Source organism: Corynebacterium sp. HMSC056E09 (assembly GCF_001813425.1).
Taxonomy (GTDB): Bacteria; Actinomycetota; Actinomycetes; order Mycobacteriales; family Mycobacteriaceae; genus Corynebacterium; species Corynebacterium hesseae.
Window position 1 is genome coordinate 158,254 of the sequence record NZ_KV812495.1, and the last position, 17,890, is coordinate 176,143.

The following is a 17,890-nucleotide window of genomic DNA, read 5'->3' on the forward strand; positions in this document are numbered from 1 at the left end:
GGGATTTAGAAATTAAACCCCCTTTCACAAAACTGCTATGGCATAATTCACACCACCGCACATATGAATGTGACATCTCAACTGACTCTCTTCAGGTGGTTTTGTGAACTCACTTCTTCTCGTCTTTATCGGACTCGCCATGATGCTGGCGGGCTACCTGCTGTACTCGCGCTTTCTTGCCTCGAAGGTGTATCAGCTCTCCGATAGCTTTTCCACGCCGGCCCACACCATGGAGGATGGCGTCGACTACGTCCCCACCAACAAGTACGTGCTGTGGGGCCACCACTTCACCTCGGTTGCGGGCGCAGCACCCATCATCGGCCCCGCCGTCGCCGTGATCTGGGGCTGGCTGCCAGCCTTCCTCTGGGTCACGCTGGGCACGGTCTTCTTCGCCGGCATGCATGACTTGGGCGCGCTGTGGGCTTCCCAGCGCCACCGCGGACAGTCCATCGGCACGCTCTCTGGGCGCTATATCGGCGCCCGCGGGCGCGCGCTCTTCCTCGTCGTCATCTTCCTGCTGCTGCTCATGGTCAACGCGGCCTTCGCCGTGGTCATCTCCAACCTGCTGATTTCCACACCAACCGCCGTCATCCCCACGTGGGGCGCCATCCTCGTCGCTTTGCTCATCGGCCAGGCTATCTACCGTTTTCGCTGGAACCTGACCATCGTCTCCATCGTGGGCGTCGCCGCTTTGTACGCGCTGATGATCATCGGTGACCGCGTCCCGCTGGCCCTGCCGGAAACCGTCCTGGGCATCCCGGACCGCGGCGTGTGGATCATCCTGCTCTTCGTCTACGCCTTTATCGCCTCCCTGCTTCCGGTGTGGGTCCTGTTGCAGCCGCGTGACTACATCAATGGCCTGCAGCTCTTCGTGGGCCTCATTATCCTCTACGGTTCCTTCCTCGTCACCCGCCCAGAAATCGTTGCGCCCACCGTCTCGGATCACGTCCCGGACAACACGCCTGGAATCTTCCCACTGCTCTTCGTCACCATTGCCTGCGGCGCTGTCTCCGGCTTCCACGGCGTGGTGAGCTCCGGCACCTCCTCCAAGCAGCTGGACAAGGAAACCGACGCCCGTTTCGTCGGCTACTTCGGCGCCGTGGGTGAGGGCCTCCTCGCACTCGGCACCATCGTGGCCACCACGGCCGGCTTCAAGACAGCCGCCGATTGGGAGGCCGTCTACAACGAATGGAATGCCGGAGGCGTCGATGCCTTCGTACAGGGCGGCGGTGCCCTCATGAACGAAGGTTTGGGCATCCCCACCTCACTCTCCGCCACCATCCTGGCCACCATGGCTGTTCTCTTTGCGGCAACGACGATGGATTCCGGCGTGCGTCTGCAGCGCATGGTGGTCTCGGAGGCCGCCGAACTCATGGGCATCAAGCTCAGCGGTCTGGCTGCCACCATTATCGCCGTCGGCTGCGCATTGGGCCTGACCTTCTCCACCGGCGTTGACGGCTCCGGCGGCATGCTCATCTGGCCGCTCTTCGGCACGACCAACCAGCTCATGGCCGGCCTCACGCTGTCCATCATCGTGGTCATCCTCACCCAGCTGCGCCGCCCGACCTGGCCGGTGCTGATCCCGCTGGTCTTCGTCACCATCATGTCCCTGTGGGCTGCGGTGCTGCAGCTCAAGACGCTGTTCCAGGCCGGAAACTGGCTCCTCCTCGTCATCGATGCCGTCATCATCGTCGCCGCTATCTGGGTTATCGCCGAGTCCATCGCCGCCATCTCCCGCGCGCGCAAGGCCCCGCAGGTGGTGTGGAAGGACGAAGACATCGAACCTCCCCTGCCGGTCAATGCTCGATAAACTCAAAGCCTTCGGGCGCGGTCTCGACGAGTTCTATTCCGCGCCCTATCGGCGTTCCTTTGCCAAGGCACAGCAGGAGGAAGATGATCTCTTCATGCTGCTTATCCTCTCGGAGGCTCTCGGCCTGCCGAATCCCGCTAGCTATTACACCTTGGAGTTACTGCCGCTGATGTATGAAGACTTCCACGCCTGGCACACGCGCATGGGCATGGAGCGCTCACCCTTGAATGGAATCTCATGTTGTTAGCCCCCATCATGTTCTTCGGCGGCAAGGGCGGGGTGGGCAAGACCACGCTGGCCACCGCCACCGCGCTGCGCCTCTCCCAACAAGGTAAACGCGTGCTGCTGGTATCCACGGACCCGGCGCACAACCTGGGGCACATCTTTGGCGCCGAGCTTGGCGACGTCCCCACGAACGTCCGCCCCCATTTAAACGTCATCGAGATCGACCCGGCGCGGGCAACGGAGGAGCACCTGAGGGGCGTCGGCAAGCAGATGCGCAGCTTCATGCCGGAGCGCCTCCACCGCGAGGTCGACCGGCACCTGGACCTCGCGCGGCACTCGCCCGGCACGCACGAGGCGGCGATGCTGGAGCGCATAGCGGAACTCATCGAAGAGCAGCAGGACGTCGGGGAGTGTGAGCACATCATTGTCGACACCGCTCCTTCCGGCCACACCTCGCGGCTCATGGCGCTGCCGGAAATCATGGCGGCCTATACCGATGGGCTTCTGGCCCGGCGCGAAACGTCGGATAGGTTTGGCGCGGTGGTGCGCGGCATGACCTCGGCGGAGAAGGCGGTATCCGCCAGCTCGCAGGATCCGGTGGACCGCCGCAACCAGGAGATCCGCTCCACGCTGCTCAAGCGCCGCCGCCGCTTCGAGCGTTTGCGCGCCGTGCTTTCCGACGAAACCACCACGTCCTTCTTCCTCGTCCTCACCGCTGATCGCACCCCGGTGCTGGAAACCGCCGAGTTCTTCGCGGACCTGAGTTCCCATGGCGTGCACTGCGGTGGGCTGCTGGTCAACCGCCGCACCCCGGACAGCGCAGAGCAGTTCCTTCAGCAGCGCCGCGCTTCGGAGGACGCGGCCCTCGAGTTGCTCGCGGAGAAGCTGCCGGGCCAACCGGTGCACACCATCCCCTGGCTGCCCCACGAGGTCTCCACCCCGGAGGCGCTCGCAGCTCTGGCCGCCGAGCTTCCCTTCGATATCTAGTCGGCGCTGCGTGCCACGACGAAGTCCTTAAAATGCTCGACCGGCGGGGCATCATCGCCTTCGCGCCACACCAACCCTAGCTCGCGGTAAGCCGCGGGCTGCAGGGGCACGGGGTTGCGGGCTTTGAGGTAGGGGTCATCGAGCGGCAACAGAGCCGATCCCAGCCCGGCGGCCACGAGGCCCGCCACGGTGGTGAGCTCCATGGATTCGAAGACGAGGCGCGGGGTGAAGCCGGCCTCGCTCGCTAGGGTGTCGAGCAGCATGCGCGTTCCATAGCCCGGCAGCATGCCAATGAAGGGTTCATCGCGGAAGTCTTCCATGCGCACCCCGTCTCGCCCTGCGGCCCAATGGCCTTCCGGAACCGCTAGACCTAGGCGTTGCAGTTTGAGCTGGTGCCACCCTAGCGGGCCGGGGTCGGTAGGACGGGGGCCGACCAACGCCAAGTCGGACTCACCGGCGGCTACCCTCTCCACGAGCTCGCGCGCCGCACCCTGGTGCAGACGGATATCCACGTGGGGATGCTGAGCTCGATAGGCCTTGAGCAGCTCCGGGACCATCCACGTGCCCAAGGAATGCATGAAATCAAGGCGCACGGTGCCGCGCTCCGGATCCATGAGGCGGGAAACGGCATCGCGCGCGGCAGCTTCGGACATCAACATCCGCCGAGCGTGTTCCACGAATGCCTGGCCGCGGGCATTCAGCCGCAGGCGCCGGCCGCTGCGCTCGAAGAGGCTGGCCCCCACCTCCGCCTCGATGCGCTGCACGCGGCGGGTCAGCGCGGATTGGGAGAGCCCGAGGGCGTCGGCAGCCGCGCCGACGAGTCCATGGTCCGCCACGGCGACCACGCCGCGCACATCTTCCAGATTCATGCACACCTCGCATGCTTTAAGTAACTTTCGGACATTTTACACATAATCCGTGCTAGGCCATGCTTGATGCATGACCAGAACGCGGCGCGCCACCATTGCCATGCTCTTCGTGGGCCTGGCAATTTTTTCTTGCCTCTATCCCACCCAAGCCATGCTGCCCACCTTGGTGGAGGACATGGGCATGTCCCCCACCGAAGCCGCCATGACCATCTCCGCGGCCACCGGTGCGCTGGCCATTTGTGTCATCCCCGTGTCCATCATCTCCGAGCGCATCGGCCGCGGAAAACTGCTGCTTGTTTCCACCATCGCGGCCACGCTCATCGGCATGCTCGTGCCGCTTGCCCCCAATCCAGAGATTCTCATCGCCACCCGCGCGCTCCAGGGAGCGGTCATCGCCGGCGCACCCGCTACCGCCATGGCCTGGATTTCGGAGGAGCTCGAAAGCTCCTACGTCGCCCGGGCCATGGGGCTGTACATCGCCGGCACCACCATCGGTGGGCTAACCGGCCGCCTCATCCCCACCGGGCTTCTCGAGCTCACCTCCTGGCGCTGGGCCCTGGCCGGCTCCAGCTTGGTCACGCTCATCCTCGCCATCATCGCCGCTATTTTGCTGCCCTACCAGCAGAATTTCACGCGCAAGGAAATCCACTTCCGCTCGGAGCTGCGAGCCATCTTCCGCCATGCCCGGGATACCCGCCTCATCCCCTTGTTCATCGTGGCCTTCGTGGCCATGGGCACCTTCGTGTCCCTCTATAATTTCCTGGCATTTAGGCTCATCAACCACTTCCACCTCGCGCCCGGTTTGGCCGGCTTGGTCTTCCTCTTCTACCTCACCGGCACGTGGTCCTCGGCGCGCGCCGGCCGGCTGGTCTCACAAGTAGGCCACGCCAACACGCTGCTCCTATCGTGCCTGCTTTTTGCCGTGGGCATCGCGCTATGCATGGGCTCTTTAATCCCCACCCTGCTCGGCATCGTGTTATTCACCATCGGCTTTTTTGCCGCGCACTCCACGGCCTCGGGGTGGGTGGGGCATATCGCTACTCACGACCGCGCGGAGGCCTCCAGCCTCTACGTCTTCTTCTATTACCTGGGCAGCTCCATCCTGGGCGCGCTGGCCGGTGTGCTCTTTGATTCCTTGTCGTGGACCGGCTTCATCGCCGTCTACACCGCCCTCGCCGCGGGCATCGCGGTATTGAGTTGGGTTGTGAGAAAAACCGGATAAACTCGTGTTTTATGGATAAGTGGTCGCCGCGCACATGGCACAGGAAAGCATCCCGCCCGGTCAGCCTGTGGATGATGGTTTTTCTTCTCGCCGGCGCAACCCACACCCTTATCCCAAACTACCGCTGGGTCCTCATCCATCTCTTCACCCTGGGCATCCTCAGCAACAGCATCGTGGTGTGGTCCCAGCACCTCACCGAAAAGTTCGTGCAGCTCAAAGTTCCGATGTCGGCCCGCCCTCGCCAGCTCGCGCGGATTTATCTGCAGAATGCCGGCGTTATCCTCACCCTCGTGGGCCAAATCCTCAGTGAATATTGGGGCCACCACTGGGTGCTCACACAGATAGGTGCCACGCTTGTCGCTCTTGCGGTGTCTTGGCATGGTTTGGCCCTCTTTGCTTTGTGGCGCCGCGCGGAATCCAAACGATTCCGCCCCGTCGTCGCAGCTTATGTGGCCTCGGCCTTCTTCCTTGCCGTGGGCGCTACTCTTGGCGCATTCCTCGCCACACACCCTTCCCATCCGCGCCTGCTCATTGCACACGTTGCCGCCAACATCGGCGGTTTCGTCGGCCTCGCAGCCGCCGGTTCACTCACCATCTTGTTCCCATCTATCTGGCGCACCAAGGGAATCAACCCACACATGAGCCTAAGCTTCACACTGCTGGCGCTGGGCGTGGTGACCACCGTGATCGGCAGCGCGTGGAATGTACCGCAAGCGGGTCTGATCGTCTACTGCGTCGGCTGGGTGCTCAGCCTGCAGAGCTGGCTGCTCAATGCCCTCACCGTGTTCCGAGAACCACGCGGGCGCATCACCTTCCCGGCGCTATCTGTGCTCTTTTCCTGCTTCTGGTTGCTCGGCAGCCTGGTGTATTACACCACCCAGCATTTCTTCTCCAGCGAGCCACAGATTCCCATGCTCGCGCTCGTCGTAGGGTTTGGCGCCCAACTGCTCATCGGCGTCATGGGCTATATGCTGCCCACCACGATGGGCGGCGGCCCTTCAGCGGTGCGGGCGGGCCTGCGCGAATACAACCGCTGGGGGCTGGGGCGCTCGGTCTTCATCAACGGCGGGCTTGCCCTGTGGCTGGCCACCTCCAGTTCCCTCACCATGGTTGCCGCCTCCCTGCTCTGCCTCGGTTCCATGGCCATCATCCCCGTACTCACCGCTCGCGCGGTCAAGGCTCAGAAAGCCGTGCTCCTCAAGAAGGCCGAAGGCCCAGCACCCACGACCACCACGGACTGGAACCAGGTGTGGGTGGCCCTTGCGGTGCTCATCATCCTCGGCGGACTCAGCCTCATCCTGTAGATCCCCAGACCTCGATCCCGCAACCTCCAGGGTGGGTGGTGGGGCGTCGGCAAGCGCTTGGCGACGCCCACCTGCAGGTTGCGGGTTTCAGGTCTGGGGGCTTGCACACGGGAGGGCAGGGAGAAGCTAGGGCTCGAGGGATGGCACTCCCGGCGCGCCGTGAGACATCCACTCGCGGACGGCATGGGTCGCGCGCACATCGCCGGCGTTATAGCGCAGAATCTGCGCACGCGCGTCCGTGTCACCGGCGAGGGCGGCTCGGCGGGCATTGACGGATTCCTCGCCATCGAACTCTTCCGGCCATTCAAAGCCAGCGACGGGCGCCACGGTTTTCAGCCCCAGGCCCGCAGTGCCGGCGAAACTGCGCTTGACGTGGACGAACATGTCCACCCATTCCTCTGAGGAGATGAATTCCTCGACCTCCTCCAGGTTCGGAGAGGAAAAGCGCTGGGCGGACCTGCGCATCCAATGGTTTTCGCCGTGGGCGGAGTAGCAATAGGCCGCGAAGGTCTTGCCCGCCGCATGCGCGTCAGCGCGCACCCCCATGAGCCACTCCCAAAACTCGGCGAAATTCTCCGCCTCGGACCGCCCTCCCAGCGGATCCCAGGTCACAAAGGGGTGGTACTCGCCGTCCAGGAGCGCGCCCCACAGGTAAGCACCTTGATCCAGGTAGGCCTCCATATCGACGTCGACTTCCACATCTGCGCGGGGAACGCTGATGCGGCCGCGCCGCAGCAAAGGGACGCCCTCACGCCACGCAGCAGCAAGGGCGGAGGGGGCGCCGAGGGAGGCGTCGATAAGCCCCTGCACCGTCGTGATGCCGCGCTCGCGGTAGGGGTTAGCGCGGTCGCCCGGCAGGAAGAGGGAGATATCATCCCGGGCCTCCAGCTCTTGCTTACACAAGGGCCAAAAGCGGCAGGAGGCGCACTCCTTGACGCGGCGCGGCCCAGCGGGAAGCGGCTGTACGAGCGCCTCATCGATGCCGAAGCGCGAGGTATCCGTGACGAAAGCCTGACCGCGGTCCTGCCCAATCGCCGCACCTCTGCCAGAATTCAGGCCGACGTCCTCCAAACCCCGCGCGGCCAGGGCTAAGCGGTAACCATCGACGGCATGATGCTTAATCTTGTATTTCGCCGGCAGCGGCTCACTCAGCCCCAAGCGATGCGTGGGGACAACCAGCGTTCGCGCACCCTCGTGCGGGCGGGCCACGCGGTGATCGGAGACGATAACAGGGCTGTACTTATCACCATCCCGAACCAGAAGCTCCACGCGCACCATCCACTCCGACGTGGAAAAGACGGCGTTGGTGATGTGTGTGTAACCGTGAGCCAGCGCCTCCAGCGTGGCAAGCGCCCGCTCGAAATCATCCCCCTCCAGATCAATCCGGCGGAAACGGCCAGGCCCCTTCTTGGGAAGGCGAGCGAGCGCGGCATCGATAGCCGCGGCGTGGCGCTCCGCCCGGGCTTGGCTCACCGCGGTGCGTGGGATCTCGGGATGCGCGCGGCGCTGCACCAAGCGATAACGGCAGCCCACGAGGTCCGTGGCGACGAGCACATCCTTCACAGCAGGTGAGCTTAGTAGACCACCTTGCTAGAGTTGTAGCGAGACCCTAAAGATAGATTATTTAAGGACGTTTCAATGGGCATTATGAAGAAGATCCGCAAGGCCCGCCGTGAGGCCCGCGCCGAGATCAAGGCTGCCAAAACCCGCGCAAAGGCAGAGGTAAAGGCCGCGGATAAGGCCAAGCACCGCCAGCAAAAGCTATTGGCCCGTCAGGAAAAGGCGCTTATCAAGTCCGAGGAAAAGGGCCTAAAGAAGCGCCGCAAGCACGAATACAAGATGGCCAAGAAGGAACTCGAGCGCATTAAGGAAGGCCGCTTTAATAAGAACAATGTCAAGCGTTATGCCGGCGCCCTGCGCACCGCAGCACCCCTTCTTTTGCCTCTCCTTTACCGCGGCATCACCGTTGCCCAGCGCGAGGTTGAGAAGAAGCGCGCGCAGAAGGCCGGCGTCAGCGCCGAGCAGCTGGCCTCCTTCTCCGGCCACGGCGCACCGCTCAAGGCCCGCACCGCCGGTATCCGCAATTCGCTGAAGGATGCGCAGCTTCCCGCCGGTTTCAAGCGCGACGTCAAGGAGCGCCTCAACGAGCTTGATTCTGCGATCGACAATGCCGAGTACATGACCGATCAGCAGCGCCAGCGCGCGCACCGCTCCATCTCCGGTGAGATCGACTCGCTCAACGACGAGATCCAGTCCAAGCTGCGCGCATAGCCGCTCGCACGGATTCTCTACGCCTTCGGGCCGCTGCCTTCCCCGCTTTTAGACGGTGGAGGATAAGCGACCCGAAGGCTTATTCTTTCGCGCTCAAAACCCCTTTTTGGCAATGCATATTAACGCTGTCACGGAATTTGTTTTCGTTCTATAGTTAATAGCGGGAGAATCAGTTTAGAACTCGAATGGAGAAACATGGCACGCCGCGAAATCACCCAGTTTTTTGACGATATTGATAATTCGCCCCTCAACGAAGACGAAGTGATCGTTATCCGCTTCAGCGTTGACGGTAAGGATTACCTCCTCGACGTCTCGCAGGAGAATGCCGACAAGTTCCACGCCGCCATGGAGCCTTTCGTGAAGGCTGCCCGCCACCCGGTCAAGAAGGACACTCGCCGCTACAAGCCGGCCGATGTCCGCGCATGGGCCGCCAAGCACGGCTACGAGGTGGCCGAGCGCGGCAAGATCCCCAACGACGTCATCCTGGCGTACCGCGACGCCAACAACCTCTAAAGAACGCCCTGCTCGCGCGCTGCCGCCACGGCGGAGGTGCGGGAGCGCACGCCCAATTTGTCATAGATGTGGACCAGGTGAGACTTCACCGTCGCCTCCGACAGCATCAGCTCCACCCCGATCTCACGGTTTGAGGAACCCGCCGCGACCAGCTTCAGCACCTCGAGCTCGCGCGGGGTGAGCGAGGTGCGCGGCGTACGCACGCGGGTCATCAGTTTGTCAGCAACCACGGGCGAGAGCGCCGAATCACCTTCCGCCGCCGAGCGCACCGCCGCGAGCAGCTCTACCGGCGGCGCGTCCTTGAGCAGGTAGCCCACTGCGCCTGCCTCAATTGCGCCGAGGATATCCGCGTCGGTGTCGTAATTGGTCACCACGAGCACCTTGGGGGGATTCTCCATGGAGTAGCGGATAGCGGCGGTCGCTTCCGCACCACCCATGACGCGTGTGCCCTCGATCCCCGCACCAAAACGCAGGTCCATGAGGAGAACATCGATGCCACCCGCTTGGGCTGCGGACACAGCGGCTTCGGCCGTAGCGACTTCGCCCACAACCTCGATGTCCTCAGCCCCCTCGAGCACCGAGCGTAAACCTAGGCGCACGATCTCATGGTCGTCGGCAAGCAAGACCCTAATCACGGGCTTCCTCCTCATTGGTACGGTGTGGACAATTTCCTAATCTACATCGTTGTTTAAGGGCACACTAACTGAGACCGCCGTGCCACTTCCCGGCGTGGATTCAACCACGACCTCGCCGCCGAGTTCCGCCGCGCGCCGGCGCATGGCGGATAGACCAATGTGGCCCAGCCCCGCCGGCTTATTTTCCACCGCCTCCACATCAAAGCCCTGGCCGTTATCCACCACGTCCACGCGCACCTCGTCCGGCGCATACGTCACGGTCACCCGAGCCTTCGTGGCGTGGGCATGCTTGACGACGTTCCCCACCGCTCCCTGCGCAATCCGCAGCAACGCGGCCTCCACCTTCATGGGCAGCTGTTGCGCATCGCCTTCTACGTCCACTGAGACGTCGAGCCCACCGGTCGCCGCAAAATTCTCAGCCATCCTTGTCATGGCCGCCCCCAAGGAGGTTTCGGACAACGCCGCCGGCTGCAACGCCGCAATCATGGCGCGCGCTTCGTGGAGGTTATCCGCTGCTGTTCGCCGAGCCAGTTCGATGCGTTCCTGCGCCTTGGGGATATCCTCCTGTTCGAGATCGCGGTCAGCGGCATGCAGGAGCATCTGAATGGAGGACAAACCTTGTGCAAGCGTGTCGTGGATTTCGTGGGCGATGCGCTGGCGCTCAGCGGTCATGCCGGCCGTGCGCTCGGACTCCACGAGCTGGGACCGGGTCTTCATCAACTCCTGGTTCATGCGGCTCAACGCCCGGAAGGCATAGGTAATAGCAATCGTCACCAAGGCCGATACCGCCGGGCCCATGATGCCGCCGAAGGAGAGCCCGCCCGGTACTTGCACCAGGATGGTCACCGCCGTGGCCGCGAGCACGCAGATGATGCCGGGGATCATCTCCAGCACGTAGAGGTAGACAAAATACAGAGAGAACACGAGGTAGATGGCCGCGGGCGCCACCGCTATATCCGCTAACCACAAGACCGTGAGGATAACCATCCAGCCATAGCGCGCGATGCGCGGCAGGGCCTCCATATAGGCCGAGCCCCCGAAGTACACCACCGCGAAGGAGACCAACAGCAGCAGATTGAGCACGCCCTGCCACAGCGGCAGGCGCACCGTCATAAATATCGCCACCACCAGCAGCGTCGCCGTCAGGACGTGGATACCGTTGCGCAGTGCATCCGATTCAACCGAGCGCTGGTCTAGTGTGGACGTCATGCGCCACAGCCTACTTCCCCCACTCGCCGCCTGCCTGATCGGCATAGGCTTTGCCGCGGTGGGGTGTTCGGATGCAGCCGACCCCGCCCCCAGCACCGAGGCCGCCAGCCCCGCGCCCGACACAAACTCAGGCGATGGCCTGCCCACGGACGCTACCGCCGAGGTCAGTGACTGGGAAGACTGCCCCTACCTGGACACGCAATGGGTGGCCGATACGAATGGGCAGAGGATGACCCGGTGGGGCGTCGACAAGCGTTTTAGCACCCCCGCCTGCGTGTTCTGGTCCTACCCCGAGGAACCACAGGCTACAGTCCTAGTCCGGCAGATGCCCAGCGTCGACGAGGCGCGCGCGGTCGTGGATTGGGCCGCACCGGTTGAAGATACGGAGCTCGCCGAATTCGATGGTTGGTCCGGTGGGCGCGGCGTCTTTGAGGATCACTCGGTCTTTGCCGTCCAGAAGGACAACCACGCCGTGGTGGTGTGGTCAAACCAGCTGCAGACTCTCAAGCCCCAGCTCATAGCGCAGGAAGCAATCAACCGCTTAGGTCTGTAAAGACCTAAGCACAGTAACGACCTAAGCATTTAATGGTCTAAACAGCGACTAACGCCTAAACAGCGACTAACGCCTAAACGGCGACGTCATTATAGGGCATCTGCGCCGCTACCCAGGGGAAAATCACCTCCATGAGCAGGAAGAAAACCCCTACGGCGAGGGCCAGAGCCAACAACGCCTTGACCGCGGTGGGGCCGGGCAACAGGTTCCAAAGTGCGCGATACATTAGTTCTCCTCCAAGACGGCGGGGCGGGCATTGTCATCTGCTCCGGGTGCTTTAGCCTCGCGGTCAGTCTCCATCGCGTGAATGATCATGCGCTCTGCATTGGAGAACTGCGGGTGGCAGGTGGTGAGGGTGAGCAGGGATTCGCTGGGGTCAGCCCCTTCCATCCCGGGAACAGGCTGGAGCACGCTCACATCACCCGGCAGGGTGATATGGCGCCCCTGTACAGCCTGGTATTCCGGCTTGGCTTGCTGCTCTGGGCTGAAGCAGTCCCCCGCAGCCCCCTCGATAGGCAGCACGCGGTAGGTAATCCAGTCCGTCGCGGTTTCGATGACGATGGCATCGCAAGCCTGCAGGTTTCCCAGGTCATTGAAGGGAGCGCCCTTGCCCACACGGTGCCCGGCTACCGCGAAATTGCCCGGCTCACCAGGCATCTGCGTGTCGGTATAGTGCCCCGGCCCGCGCAACAAATCGTCTTCGTCGGTTCCTTCGAGAACCGCGAACGCGAAGTCCGAGCCGAAGGCCGGGATATAAAGGCGCGCAAAGGCCTCACCGAGCTTCGGGGCATGGCCCGCTCCGCGTGGGTTGTGCCATTCTTCCTGCAGCGTCTCGTTGGCTTGGTCCTGCTTGTGACCAGACTCGATGTTTGTCCAATAGGACTCATAAAAGGCAAAGAGAAGCAGAAGCACGCCGGCCGTCAGCATAAGCTCACCGATGACGGTCCCTACGGTCGGCCGAGTGCGCGCGGTGGGGTGGGGCATACCCATACCTTAGCCTCCCGGTAACGTATAAGTGCCCCATCACCCTGCAGAAAGAGGAGTAGGCGATGATCAACATCTTCATGTACCCGGTCTCCGGAATCATGAAACTGTGGCACTTGCTTTTTGGTTCCTTCCTTGACGGCTCGACTGCGTGGATCCTCACCATCGTCTTCCTCGTGCTCACGGTCCGCGGCATCATCGCTCCGCTGAATTGGCTCTCCGTGAAACAGGGCCGCATCGGCGCCCTCATGCGCCCGGAGATGACCGAACTCAATGAACACCTCACGCAGGCCGATTCGGTCGATGAGGCTGTCGACATCCTCACCCAGCAACGCGAGCTCAAGGAGCGCTTCCAGCACAACCCGCTGGTGGGTTGTTTCCCCGCCTTCCTCATCATCCCGGCTTTCATTGGCCTCTACCAGGTGGTTCTTCGGGTGTCAGGCTCCGCGAATGAACCGGTGGGGATGCTCACGCTTGGCGACGTCTCCTCCTTCCGCACCTCCACCGTCTTCGGCGTCCCCCTCACCGATTTCGCGCGCGAGCATCACGACTTGGTCCTACCGATGCTCGTGGCGGCTCTCGTGTTCACCTCCCTCAACACGCTCATCACGCTCTACCGTGGCTTTCTTACCACGGTCTTCGATCAGAAGATTCCGCGCCGCTTGCTGTGGTTCATGGCGCTCATGGTGGTTCTCATCCCCTGGATGCTGTGGAAAGTGGCTTGGCATGGCCCCATCCCCGTGACCATCATCTTCTACTGGGGCTGCTCCTACCTCTTTACCCTGCTACAGACCTTGGTATATGAATTGATCCTGCACCGTCGCTATCCCCTACCGGAGGCCGTCCACGAACAGCGGCGCGACAGCATCCGGCGGTGGCGGGCTAAGGAAAAGAAGAAAGAGAAGAAAGCCGCTAAACAGCGCCTTAAGGAAGACCCTGCCCACAAAGAGGAGGTTGCTGCTGCCCGCAAACGCCACTCGGCCATCGTGGCGGAGGCACGCAAAATTGTTAAATCGAATAGTCAGCAGGAGGCGCCGAGAGAAGCTGAATAGCCAGCTGCTTCGCGGTTACTAGTGGAGCGACGTCGCGGGTAAGGCGAGCGCCGGCAAGGCCGCCATCGAGGAAGATGAGAATTTGGCTCGCCTGCTCCTCTGAGGGGTAGCCGTTCTTGGCGTTGAGCAACGCTGTGATTGTGGAATGAATCCACGTGCGGTGTTCCACACAGGCGGCCACGATGCCCCGCTCGGCATCCGTCTCTGGACGCGGGTATTCACCGGCCGCGTTGAGGAAGTGCGAGCCCCGGAACTCCATGGAGGGCTGTTCCTCAATGGCCTTATCGAAGAAGGCCAGGATTTTGCTCTCCGGATCGGTCGCGTCCTCGGTGCGCCTCTGCCAATCAGCGCGGTATTCCTCATCGAGGGCCTCAACGTAGGCGATAACGAGGGCATCCTTGGAGCCAAAAAGGGAGTAGAGCGAGGCCTTGGCCACGTCGGCCTCGCGCAGGATACGGTCGATGCCGATGACGCGGATGCCCTCGGTGGTAAAGAGCCGCGTGGCGGATTCAAGTAGTCGGCTGCGCGGGCTCGGGCGGTTGCGACGCGACTTCTTTTCGGCCATTTCTTCTCCTTACATGACAAAACCGGTTCATCTATACAATATAGACAAACCGGTATGTATGCGAATTTTTACTTCTTGCGGCCCGTAATGGCTCCCACGATCCACAGCAAGATACATGCACCGACCGTTGCCGTAATGATCATCAGGAACCAGCTATCGCCGACGCTCTTGTTGAAGAGCGCTAGCAATCCGCCACCGATGAGGCCGCCGATAACACCAACGATGAGGTTGGTGAACAGCCCCTGGTCACGCTTCATAATCTTCTCAGCGAGCCAGCCGGCAATGATGCCAACAACAATCGAACCAAAGAAACCGAGACCGAGTCCCATGACACTCACTCCTTTGAATAACAGTAAATAGCGTTTATCTACGTACCCTCCCACCGTACGCGTTAAAACACCAAAACGACCCGGGCCCACCACATATCCACTGGATGGTCCCGAATCGTTATAGCGAGGTTATGCGATAGTTACTCCGAGTCTGGGCGAACCACCATCATCGGGCACGGCGCGGACTGCAGCAGCGCGCGGGAGGTAGAACCCAAGAGCATGCCCTTGAAGCCACCGCGACCGTGGGAGCCCACAACGAGCAGCTGCGCACCTTCGGAGGCCTCCGACAGCGCACGGACCGGGCGGTCACGGGCGATAACCTTCTTAACCTGCACTTCCGGGTACTTCTCCTGGAACTCCGCGAGGCGTTCAGTCAGCAGCTCCGCCTGCTCCTTCTCCACCTCAGCCCATTCAGCCTGGGCTGCCGAGAGGCCGGCCAGGGAAGCCTGAACCTGCATGTCCATCCAAGTGTGAACGGCAATCAGCTCTGCGCCGCGGGCATCTGCTTCCTTGAAGGCGTAGTCCGTTGCCTTCTGGGAGACCTCGGAGCCATCGACACCGATAACAACGGGACCGTACTTCGTGGATTCGGTGACGTGGTTATCCTCACGGACCACGACCACCGGGCAAGATGCGTGGGAGACCACAGATGCAGATACCGAGCCCATGACCATGCCGGACAGGCCGCCCATGCCGCGGGAGCCCATGACAATCATGGTGACGTCCTTGGACATCTCCAGCAGCATGTCGATAGGGGAGCCCTCAGCCACGGTGTGGCCGATCTTCAGATCCGGGGCAATCTTGTGAGCCTCGGCGCGGGCCTCCTCGATCTTCTCTAGGGTCTCCGCCTGGAGGTCATCAAAAAGCTCCTTCGGCGGGACCATGCCTTCGGCGTAGAGGAACTGCGGCATCGTGTAACTCGATGCGATACGTAGCGGGATACCCCGTTTCACCGCAGTATTTGCAGCCCAGCGGACGGCGTTCTTCGACGCTTCCGAACCATCAACGGCGACGACGACAATGTCTTCCTTTGCCATGACCTTTCCTTTCGAAGTGCTTACACCTCCAGTCTAATACCTACTGGCCGACCTGTGGGGCGGTAGCGGCATCAGCATTCGCTGGGAAAAGAATGTTGTAGGCAGCCACAGCAATATCACGAATGACGGCACCGATACCATTAGAGAAGAAATCGATGACGGGCGCGAGAATAGAGTTGAAATCCATGGGGCAAAGAATATCGCAAAAAGGGCGTGGCGCAACACCACTTCCTATCCGCGATGGACTAAACCCCACTCACGCCCGCGTTGTCGAAGGCCCCATCACCGCGTGGGACTTTGTGCACGACCTCATCGTGACCCAACGTCACCGCCACCCCGACGATAACGACGCGGCCCTCCAAGCCCGCTTCACAGCGAACGAGGTTGTATCCCAAGACGGCACCCCGCTTAGTCCCGACAGCACCCTCGCCACCAACGCGATGGTGTACTTCTACCGCATGCCGGCTCCCGAAACACCCGTCCCATACGACATCCCAATCCTGCACGAAGACGAGCACCTCTTGGTCGTCGACAAGCCGCCCTTCATGGCTACGATGCCTCGCGCCCGCCACATCACGGAGACTGCCACCGTTCGCCTTCGCCGAATGACAGGCAACAACGAGCTTTCCCCCGCGCATCGCCTGGACCGGCTTACCTCGGGCATACTCGTCTTCACCAAGGACCGCACCGTTCGGGGCGCCTACCAAACGCTCTTCGCCGAGCGCCGCGTCACCAAGACTTACGAAGCCATCGCCCCGCTTGCCGACGTCTCCCCCGGCACCGTCTGGCGCTCCCGTATGGAGAAGACCCCAGGGGAATTGCAAGGTCGCATCGTCGAGGGCGAAGTCAACGCCATCACCGAGGTCGGCGGCGTGGAACCAGTAGATAAGGCACCGTACGAAGCCATCCACGGTTCACTTCCCGAGATAGCGAAGTACACTCTCAAGCCACAGACCGGCAAGACTCATCAGCTCCGGCTACACATGCTTCAGGCGGGCATCCCTATTATTGGTGACCCCATATACCCGGTCATTTTCCCTGCAGAGGCCGAAGACATGCGGATTCCCATGCACCTGACGGCGACACACATTTCTTTTGTTGATCCATTCACAGCCAGACCCCGAGAATTCTCCTCTCAACTACCGCTTGGAACCCACCATTTATTGAGCCCGTAATTAGGAACATTTAACCATTGTCAATGGCCTTCGACCTACCTTTCGAAGGCCGGGATCTCGCGTTCATTTCCAAGCGGACGCCCGGCCGCCTCCCACCAGGTGCCCGTGTCCCGCGCGCCCTTCCACCCGGCAACGTAGGCCACCACCAAGCCAGCGACCGGAACGACGACAGCGCCAATCGGACTGAACAGCGACGCCGCAAAATCAATCACATGGTCAATCTGGAAGAACTCAAACACCATGCCGTAAAACTCACCCCGGCTATGCAGGTCCGAAACGCGCTTAGCCACGGGTTCAATCACTGGTTCTAGTCGGTCACGAATCGCCGGCCCGAAAAGCAAAAGAACAAAGGACAGCGCCGCCAATGCGAACTTCTTACTGAGTTCCCACGCGCCCGCGCGGTGGGGATGTGTGGCTAAGTCAACGCGCCTCTTCCGTGCTGACTCGTTGGCAACCGGAAGAAAGTCGATCCGCTTAAGGTCATCACCGAGTCTTACCCGCGCTGAACGACTATCGGGCTCAAAGACATCTACAGTCTTGCCCGCAAAGAAGTGGCTCAGACCGTCCTCTTCCCACCCTGGGGCCGGCTTCTCCCTCAAGAACAAAGAATGCTCAATATCTTTCACCCGAGAGACAACCTGTCCCTCACGTATCAGACATGCAGCCGGCACCTTATCCATCAATCCACGGGGTGTAGGACACTGCGAAACCCGCGTCTGAATCTCATCCGAGGTAGCAAGACTTTCAGCACTTTCTGAGTCCGCCAGAGCAGAAACTTTGCCCCGTGCTGCAAGCAGGACATAGACGGTCTTTCCCTCATAGGGAAGTTCCCACAGGTCAAACTTGTCGGTCAAACGCAACGCCCCCAACTTTGACAGTCTGCGCGAACAACACCAATAACCACAGCCTCTACTGTAACTGACCCTGCCAAGGAAGACGAACAGAACAACTTCACCCCAGCATCGACAGACGTGGTGCCGAGGAGGGCCCTCATGACTCGGTCACTAAAAAGCTATTTGTTCAGACCTGGAAGTGCAGACGTGGTAACGCATGCCGGTAGTGCTGGCAAAACGAAAAAGAGACCGTTGAAGCAATCGTGCTTCAACGGTCCTTGTCGTTGTATTGAGTTGTTGTTTGTTGTTTGGTGTCG

21 protein-coding genes are annotated in these 17,890 nt (G+C 61.5%); 10 read left to right on the forward strand and 11 right to left on the reverse strand.

Going from position 1 to position 17,890, the window contains the following annotated elements; translation table 11 throughout:
• Nucleotides 1-103 precede the first annotated feature (103 nt).
• The 3 genes from HMPREF2912_RS07065 to HMPREF2912_RS07075 are packed head-to-tail and all read left to right on the forward strand — an operon-like array spanning nt 104 to nt 3,022.
• Complete coding sequence (locus tag HMPREF2912_RS07065; RefSeq protein WP_070563477.1) at nt 104-1,810, forward strand: carbon starvation CstA family protein; 1,707 nt, start codon at nt 104-106, stop codon at nt 1,808-1,810.
• A complete protein-coding gene (locus tag HMPREF2912_RS07070; RefSeq protein ID WP_046647629.1) occupies nt 1,800-2,057 on the forward strand; it encodes a cory-CC-star protein in 258 nt (85 codons plus the stop codon). The genes HMPREF2912_RS07065 and HMPREF2912_RS07070 overlap by 11 nt, the downstream gene beginning before the upstream one ends.
• The gene (locus HMPREF2912_RS07075) at nt 2,048-3,022 is read left to right on the forward strand and encodes an ArsA family ATPase (protein ID WP_070563479.1); all 975 of its coding nucleotides are present in this window, start codon (nt 2,048-2,050) and stop codon (nt 3,020-3,022) included. The genes HMPREF2912_RS07070 and HMPREF2912_RS07075 overlap by 10 nt, the downstream gene beginning before the upstream one ends.
• Here HMPREF2912_RS07075 and HMPREF2912_RS07080 read toward each other — a convergent pair.
• Complete coding sequence (locus HMPREF2912_RS07080; RefSeq protein WP_070563481.1) at nt 3,019-3,891, reverse strand: LysR substrate-binding domain-containing protein; 873 nt, start codon at nt 3,889-3,891, stop codon at nt 3,019-3,021. The two genes, HMPREF2912_RS07075 and HMPREF2912_RS07080, sit on opposite strands and share 4 nt — an antisense overlap.
• A gap of 70 nt (nt 3,892-3,961) precedes the next feature.
• On the opposite strand from HMPREF2912_RS07080, the gene HMPREF2912_RS07085 reads away from it, so the two are divergent.
• Both HMPREF2912_RS07085 and HMPREF2912_RS07090 read left to right on the forward strand, forming a co-directional pair.
• On the forward strand, nt 3,962-5,113 hold the full coding sequence (locus tag HMPREF2912_RS07085; RefSeq protein WP_070683690.1) for an MFS transporter: 1,152 nt from the start codon (nt 3,962-3,964) through the stop codon (nt 5,111-5,113).
• 11 nt (nt 5,114-5,124) lie between these two features.
• Nucleotides 5,125-6,417: a copper oxidase gene (locus HMPREF2912_RS07090; RefSeq protein ID WP_070683692.1), complete on the forward strand. Its 1,293-nt coding sequence runs from the start codon at nt 5,125-5,127 to the stop codon at nt 6,415-6,417.
• A gap of 126 nt (nt 6,418-6,543) precedes the next feature.
• On the opposite strand, the gene HMPREF2912_RS07095 is transcribed toward HMPREF2912_RS07090, so the two are convergent.
• The gene (locus HMPREF2912_RS07095) at nt 6,544-7,980 is read right to left on the reverse strand and encodes a TM0106 family RecB-like putative nuclease (RefSeq protein WP_210386352.1); all 1,437 of its coding nucleotides are present in this window, start codon (nt 7,978-7,980) and stop codon (nt 6,544-6,546) included.
• Nucleotides 7,981-8,055: 75 nt separating this feature from the next.
• On the opposite strand from HMPREF2912_RS07095, the gene HMPREF2912_RS07100 reads away from it, so the two are divergent.
• A complete protein-coding gene (locus tag HMPREF2912_RS07100) occupies nt 8,056-8,688 on the forward strand; it encodes a DUF6474 family protein (protein ID WP_070523907.1) in 633 nt (210 codons plus the stop codon).
• Between the two features lie 195 nt (nt 8,689-8,883).
• Nucleotides 8,884-9,201, forward strand: a complete 318-nt coding sequence (locus tag HMPREF2912_RS07105) for a histone-like nucleoid-structuring protein Lsr2 (protein WP_070563488.1) — start codon at nt 8,884-8,886, stop codon at nt 9,199-9,201.
• Here HMPREF2912_RS07105 and HMPREF2912_RS07110 read toward each other — a convergent pair.
• Together HMPREF2912_RS07110 and HMPREF2912_RS07115 are read right to left on the reverse strand one after the other, a co-directional pair.
• Nucleotides 9,198-9,836 (reverse strand): LuxR C-terminal-related transcriptional regulator, encoded by a 639-nt coding sequence (locus HMPREF2912_RS07110; protein ID WP_010188464.1) that lies wholly within the window; start codon nt 9,834-9,836, stop codon nt 9,198-9,200. The two genes, HMPREF2912_RS07105 and HMPREF2912_RS07110, sit on opposite strands and share 4 nt — an antisense overlap.
• A gap of 36 nt (nt 9,837-9,872) precedes the next feature.
• Nucleotides 9,873-11,045: a sensor histidine kinase gene (locus HMPREF2912_RS07115; protein WP_070597032.1), complete on the reverse strand. Its 1,173-nt coding sequence runs from the start codon at nt 11,043-11,045 to the stop codon at nt 9,873-9,875.
• Between HMPREF2912_RS07115 and HMPREF2912_RS07120 the strand changes: the two genes are divergently transcribed.
• Entirely contained in the window at nt 11,044-11,598 is a 555-nt protein-coding gene (locus tag HMPREF2912_RS07120) for a DUF2020 domain-containing protein (RefSeq protein ID WP_070597033.1), read from the forward strand. The genes HMPREF2912_RS07115 and HMPREF2912_RS07120 overlap by 2 nt on opposite strands.
• Nucleotides 11,599-11,671: 73 nt before the next feature.
• On the opposite strand, the gene HMPREF2912_RS13010 is transcribed toward HMPREF2912_RS07120, so the two are convergent.
• The gene (locus tag HMPREF2912_RS13010) at nt 11,672-11,824 is read right to left on the reverse strand and encodes a hypothetical protein (protein ID WP_167595825.1); all 153 of its coding nucleotides are present in this window, start codon (nt 11,822-11,824) and stop codon (nt 11,672-11,674) included.
• On the reverse strand, nt 11,824-12,582 hold the full coding sequence (locus HMPREF2912_RS07125) for a class E sortase (RefSeq protein WP_070532603.1): 759 nt from the start codon (nt 12,580-12,582) through the stop codon (nt 11,824-11,826). Before HMPREF2912_RS07125 ends, HMPREF2912_RS13010 begins: the two co-directional genes overlap by 1 nt.
• A 65-nt stretch (nt 12,583-12,647) precedes the next feature.
• Between HMPREF2912_RS07125 and yidC the strand changes: the two genes are divergently transcribed.
• Complete coding sequence (yidC, locus tag HMPREF2912_RS07130; RefSeq protein ID WP_070523917.1) at nt 12,648-13,634, forward strand: membrane protein insertase YidC; 987 nt, start codon at nt 12,648-12,650, stop codon at nt 13,632-13,634.
• Here the strand turns inward: yidC and HMPREF2912_RS07135 are convergent.
• The 4 genes from HMPREF2912_RS07135 to HMPREF2912_RS13015 all read right to left on the reverse strand — a co-directional run bounded on the left by HMPREF2912_RS07135 (nt 13,591) and on the right by HMPREF2912_RS13015 (nt 15,752).
• Nucleotides 13,591-14,199 (reverse strand): TetR/AcrR family transcriptional regulator, encoded by a 609-nt coding sequence (locus HMPREF2912_RS07135; protein WP_070563501.1) that lies wholly within the window; start codon nt 14,197-14,199, stop codon nt 13,591-13,593. The two genes, yidC and HMPREF2912_RS07135, sit on opposite strands and share 44 nt — an antisense overlap.
• Before the next feature lie 68 nt (nt 14,200-14,267).
• Entirely contained in the window at nt 14,268-14,528 is a 261-nt protein-coding gene (locus tag HMPREF2912_RS07140; RefSeq protein WP_010188457.1) for a GlsB/YeaQ/YmgE family stress response membrane protein, read from the reverse strand.
• Between the two features lie 140 nt (nt 14,529-14,668).
• A complete protein-coding gene (locus tag HMPREF2912_RS07145; RefSeq protein WP_070563504.1) occupies nt 14,669-15,565 on the reverse strand; it encodes a universal stress protein in 897 nt (298 codons plus the stop codon).
• Between the two features lie 40 nt (nt 15,566-15,605).
• Nucleotides 15,606-15,752, reverse strand: a complete 147-nt coding sequence (locus tag HMPREF2912_RS13015) for a hypothetical protein (RefSeq protein WP_167595824.1) — start codon at nt 15,750-15,752, stop codon at nt 15,606-15,608.
• Here HMPREF2912_RS13015 and HMPREF2912_RS07150 point away from each other — a divergent pair.
• Nucleotides 15,688-16,740 carry a pseudouridine synthase gene (locus HMPREF2912_RS07150; RefSeq protein ID WP_083299169.1) on the forward strand — a complete coding sequence of 351 codons (1,053 nt, stop codon included), beginning with the start codon at nt 15,688-15,690 and terminating at the stop codon, nt 16,738-16,740. The two genes, HMPREF2912_RS13015 and HMPREF2912_RS07150, sit on opposite strands and share 65 nt — an antisense overlap.
• 35 nt (nt 16,741-16,775) lie before the next feature.
• Here the strand turns inward: HMPREF2912_RS07150 and HMPREF2912_RS07155 are convergent, their stop codons facing one another.
• Nucleotides 16,776-17,609: a hypothetical protein gene (locus tag HMPREF2912_RS07155; protein WP_246816486.1), complete on the reverse strand. Its 834-nt coding sequence runs from the start codon at nt 17,607-17,609 to the stop codon at nt 16,776-16,778.
• Nucleotides 17,610-17,890 lie beyond the last annotated feature (281 nt).

What these genes read in the sequence shown, in the direction of transcription:
- HMPREF2912_RS07140 (WP_010188457.1), bottom strand. Translation starts at nt 14,528, where the DNA reads ATGGGACTCGGTCTCGGTTTCTTTGGTTCGATTGTTGTTGGCATCATT.
- HMPREF2912_RS07145 (WP_070563504.1), bottom strand. Translation starts at nt 15,565, where the DNA reads ATGGCAAAGGAAGACATTGTCGTCGTCGCCGTTGATGGTTCGGAAGCG.
- HMPREF2912_RS07105 (WP_070563488.1), top strand. Translation starts at nt 8,884, where the DNA reads ATGGCACGCCGCGAAATCACCCAGTTTTTTGACGATATTGATAATTCG.
- HMPREF2912_RS07090 (WP_070683692.1), top strand. Translation starts at nt 5,125, where the DNA reads ATGGATAAGTGGTCGCCGCGCACATGGCACAGGAAAGCATCCCGCCCG.
- HMPREF2912_RS07080 (WP_070563481.1), bottom strand. Translation starts at nt 3,891, where the DNA reads ATGAATCTGGAAGATGTGCGCGGCGTGGTCGCCGTGGCGGACCATGGA.
- HMPREF2912_RS07075 (WP_070563479.1), top strand. Translation starts at nt 2,048, where the DNA reads ATGTTGTTAGCCCCCATCATGTTCTTCGGCGGCAAGGGCGGGGTGGGC.
- HMPREF2912_RS13010 (WP_167595825.1), bottom strand. Translation starts at nt 11,824, where the DNA reads ATGTATCGCGCACTTTGGAACCTGTTGCCCGGCCCCACCGCGGTCAAG.
- HMPREF2912_RS13015 (WP_167595824.1), bottom strand. Translation starts at nt 15,752, where the DNA reads ATGGATTTCAACTCTATTCTCGCGCCCGTCATCGATTTCTTCTCTAAT.
- HMPREF2912_RS07120 (WP_070597033.1), top strand. Translation starts at nt 11,044, where the DNA reads ATGCGCCACAGCCTACTTCCCCCACTCGCCGCCTGCCTGATCGGCATA.
- HMPREF2912_RS07150 (WP_083299169.1), top strand. Translation starts at nt 15,688, where the DNA reads ATGACGGCACCGATACCATTAGAGAAGAAATCGATGACGGGCGCGAGA.
- HMPREF2912_RS07135 (WP_070563501.1), bottom strand. Translation starts at nt 14,199, where the DNA reads ATGGCCGAAAAGAAGTCGCGTCGCAACCGCCCGAGCCCGCGCAGCCGA.
- yidC (WP_070523917.1), top strand. Translation starts at nt 12,648, where the DNA reads ATGATCAACATCTTCATGTACCCGGTCTCCGGAATCATGAAACTGTGG.
- HMPREF2912_RS07070 (WP_046647629.1), top strand. Translation starts at nt 1,800, where the DNA reads ATGCTCGATAAACTCAAAGCCTTCGGGCGCGGTCTCGACGAGTTCTAT.
- HMPREF2912_RS07125 (WP_070532603.1), bottom strand. Translation starts at nt 12,582, where the DNA reads ATGCCCCACCCCACCGCGCGCACTCGGCCGACCGTAGGGACCGTCATC.
- HMPREF2912_RS07115 (WP_070597032.1), bottom strand. Translation starts at nt 11,045, where the DNA reads ATGACGTCCACACTAGACCAGCGCTCGGTTGAATCGGATGCACTGCGC.
- HMPREF2912_RS07085 (WP_070683690.1), top strand. Translation starts at nt 3,962, where the DNA reads ATGACCAGAACGCGGCGCGCCACCATTGCCATGCTCTTCGTGGGCCTG.
- HMPREF2912_RS07100 (WP_070523907.1), top strand. Translation starts at nt 8,056, where the DNA reads ATGGGCATTATGAAGAAGATCCGCAAGGCCCGCCGTGAGGCCCGCGCC.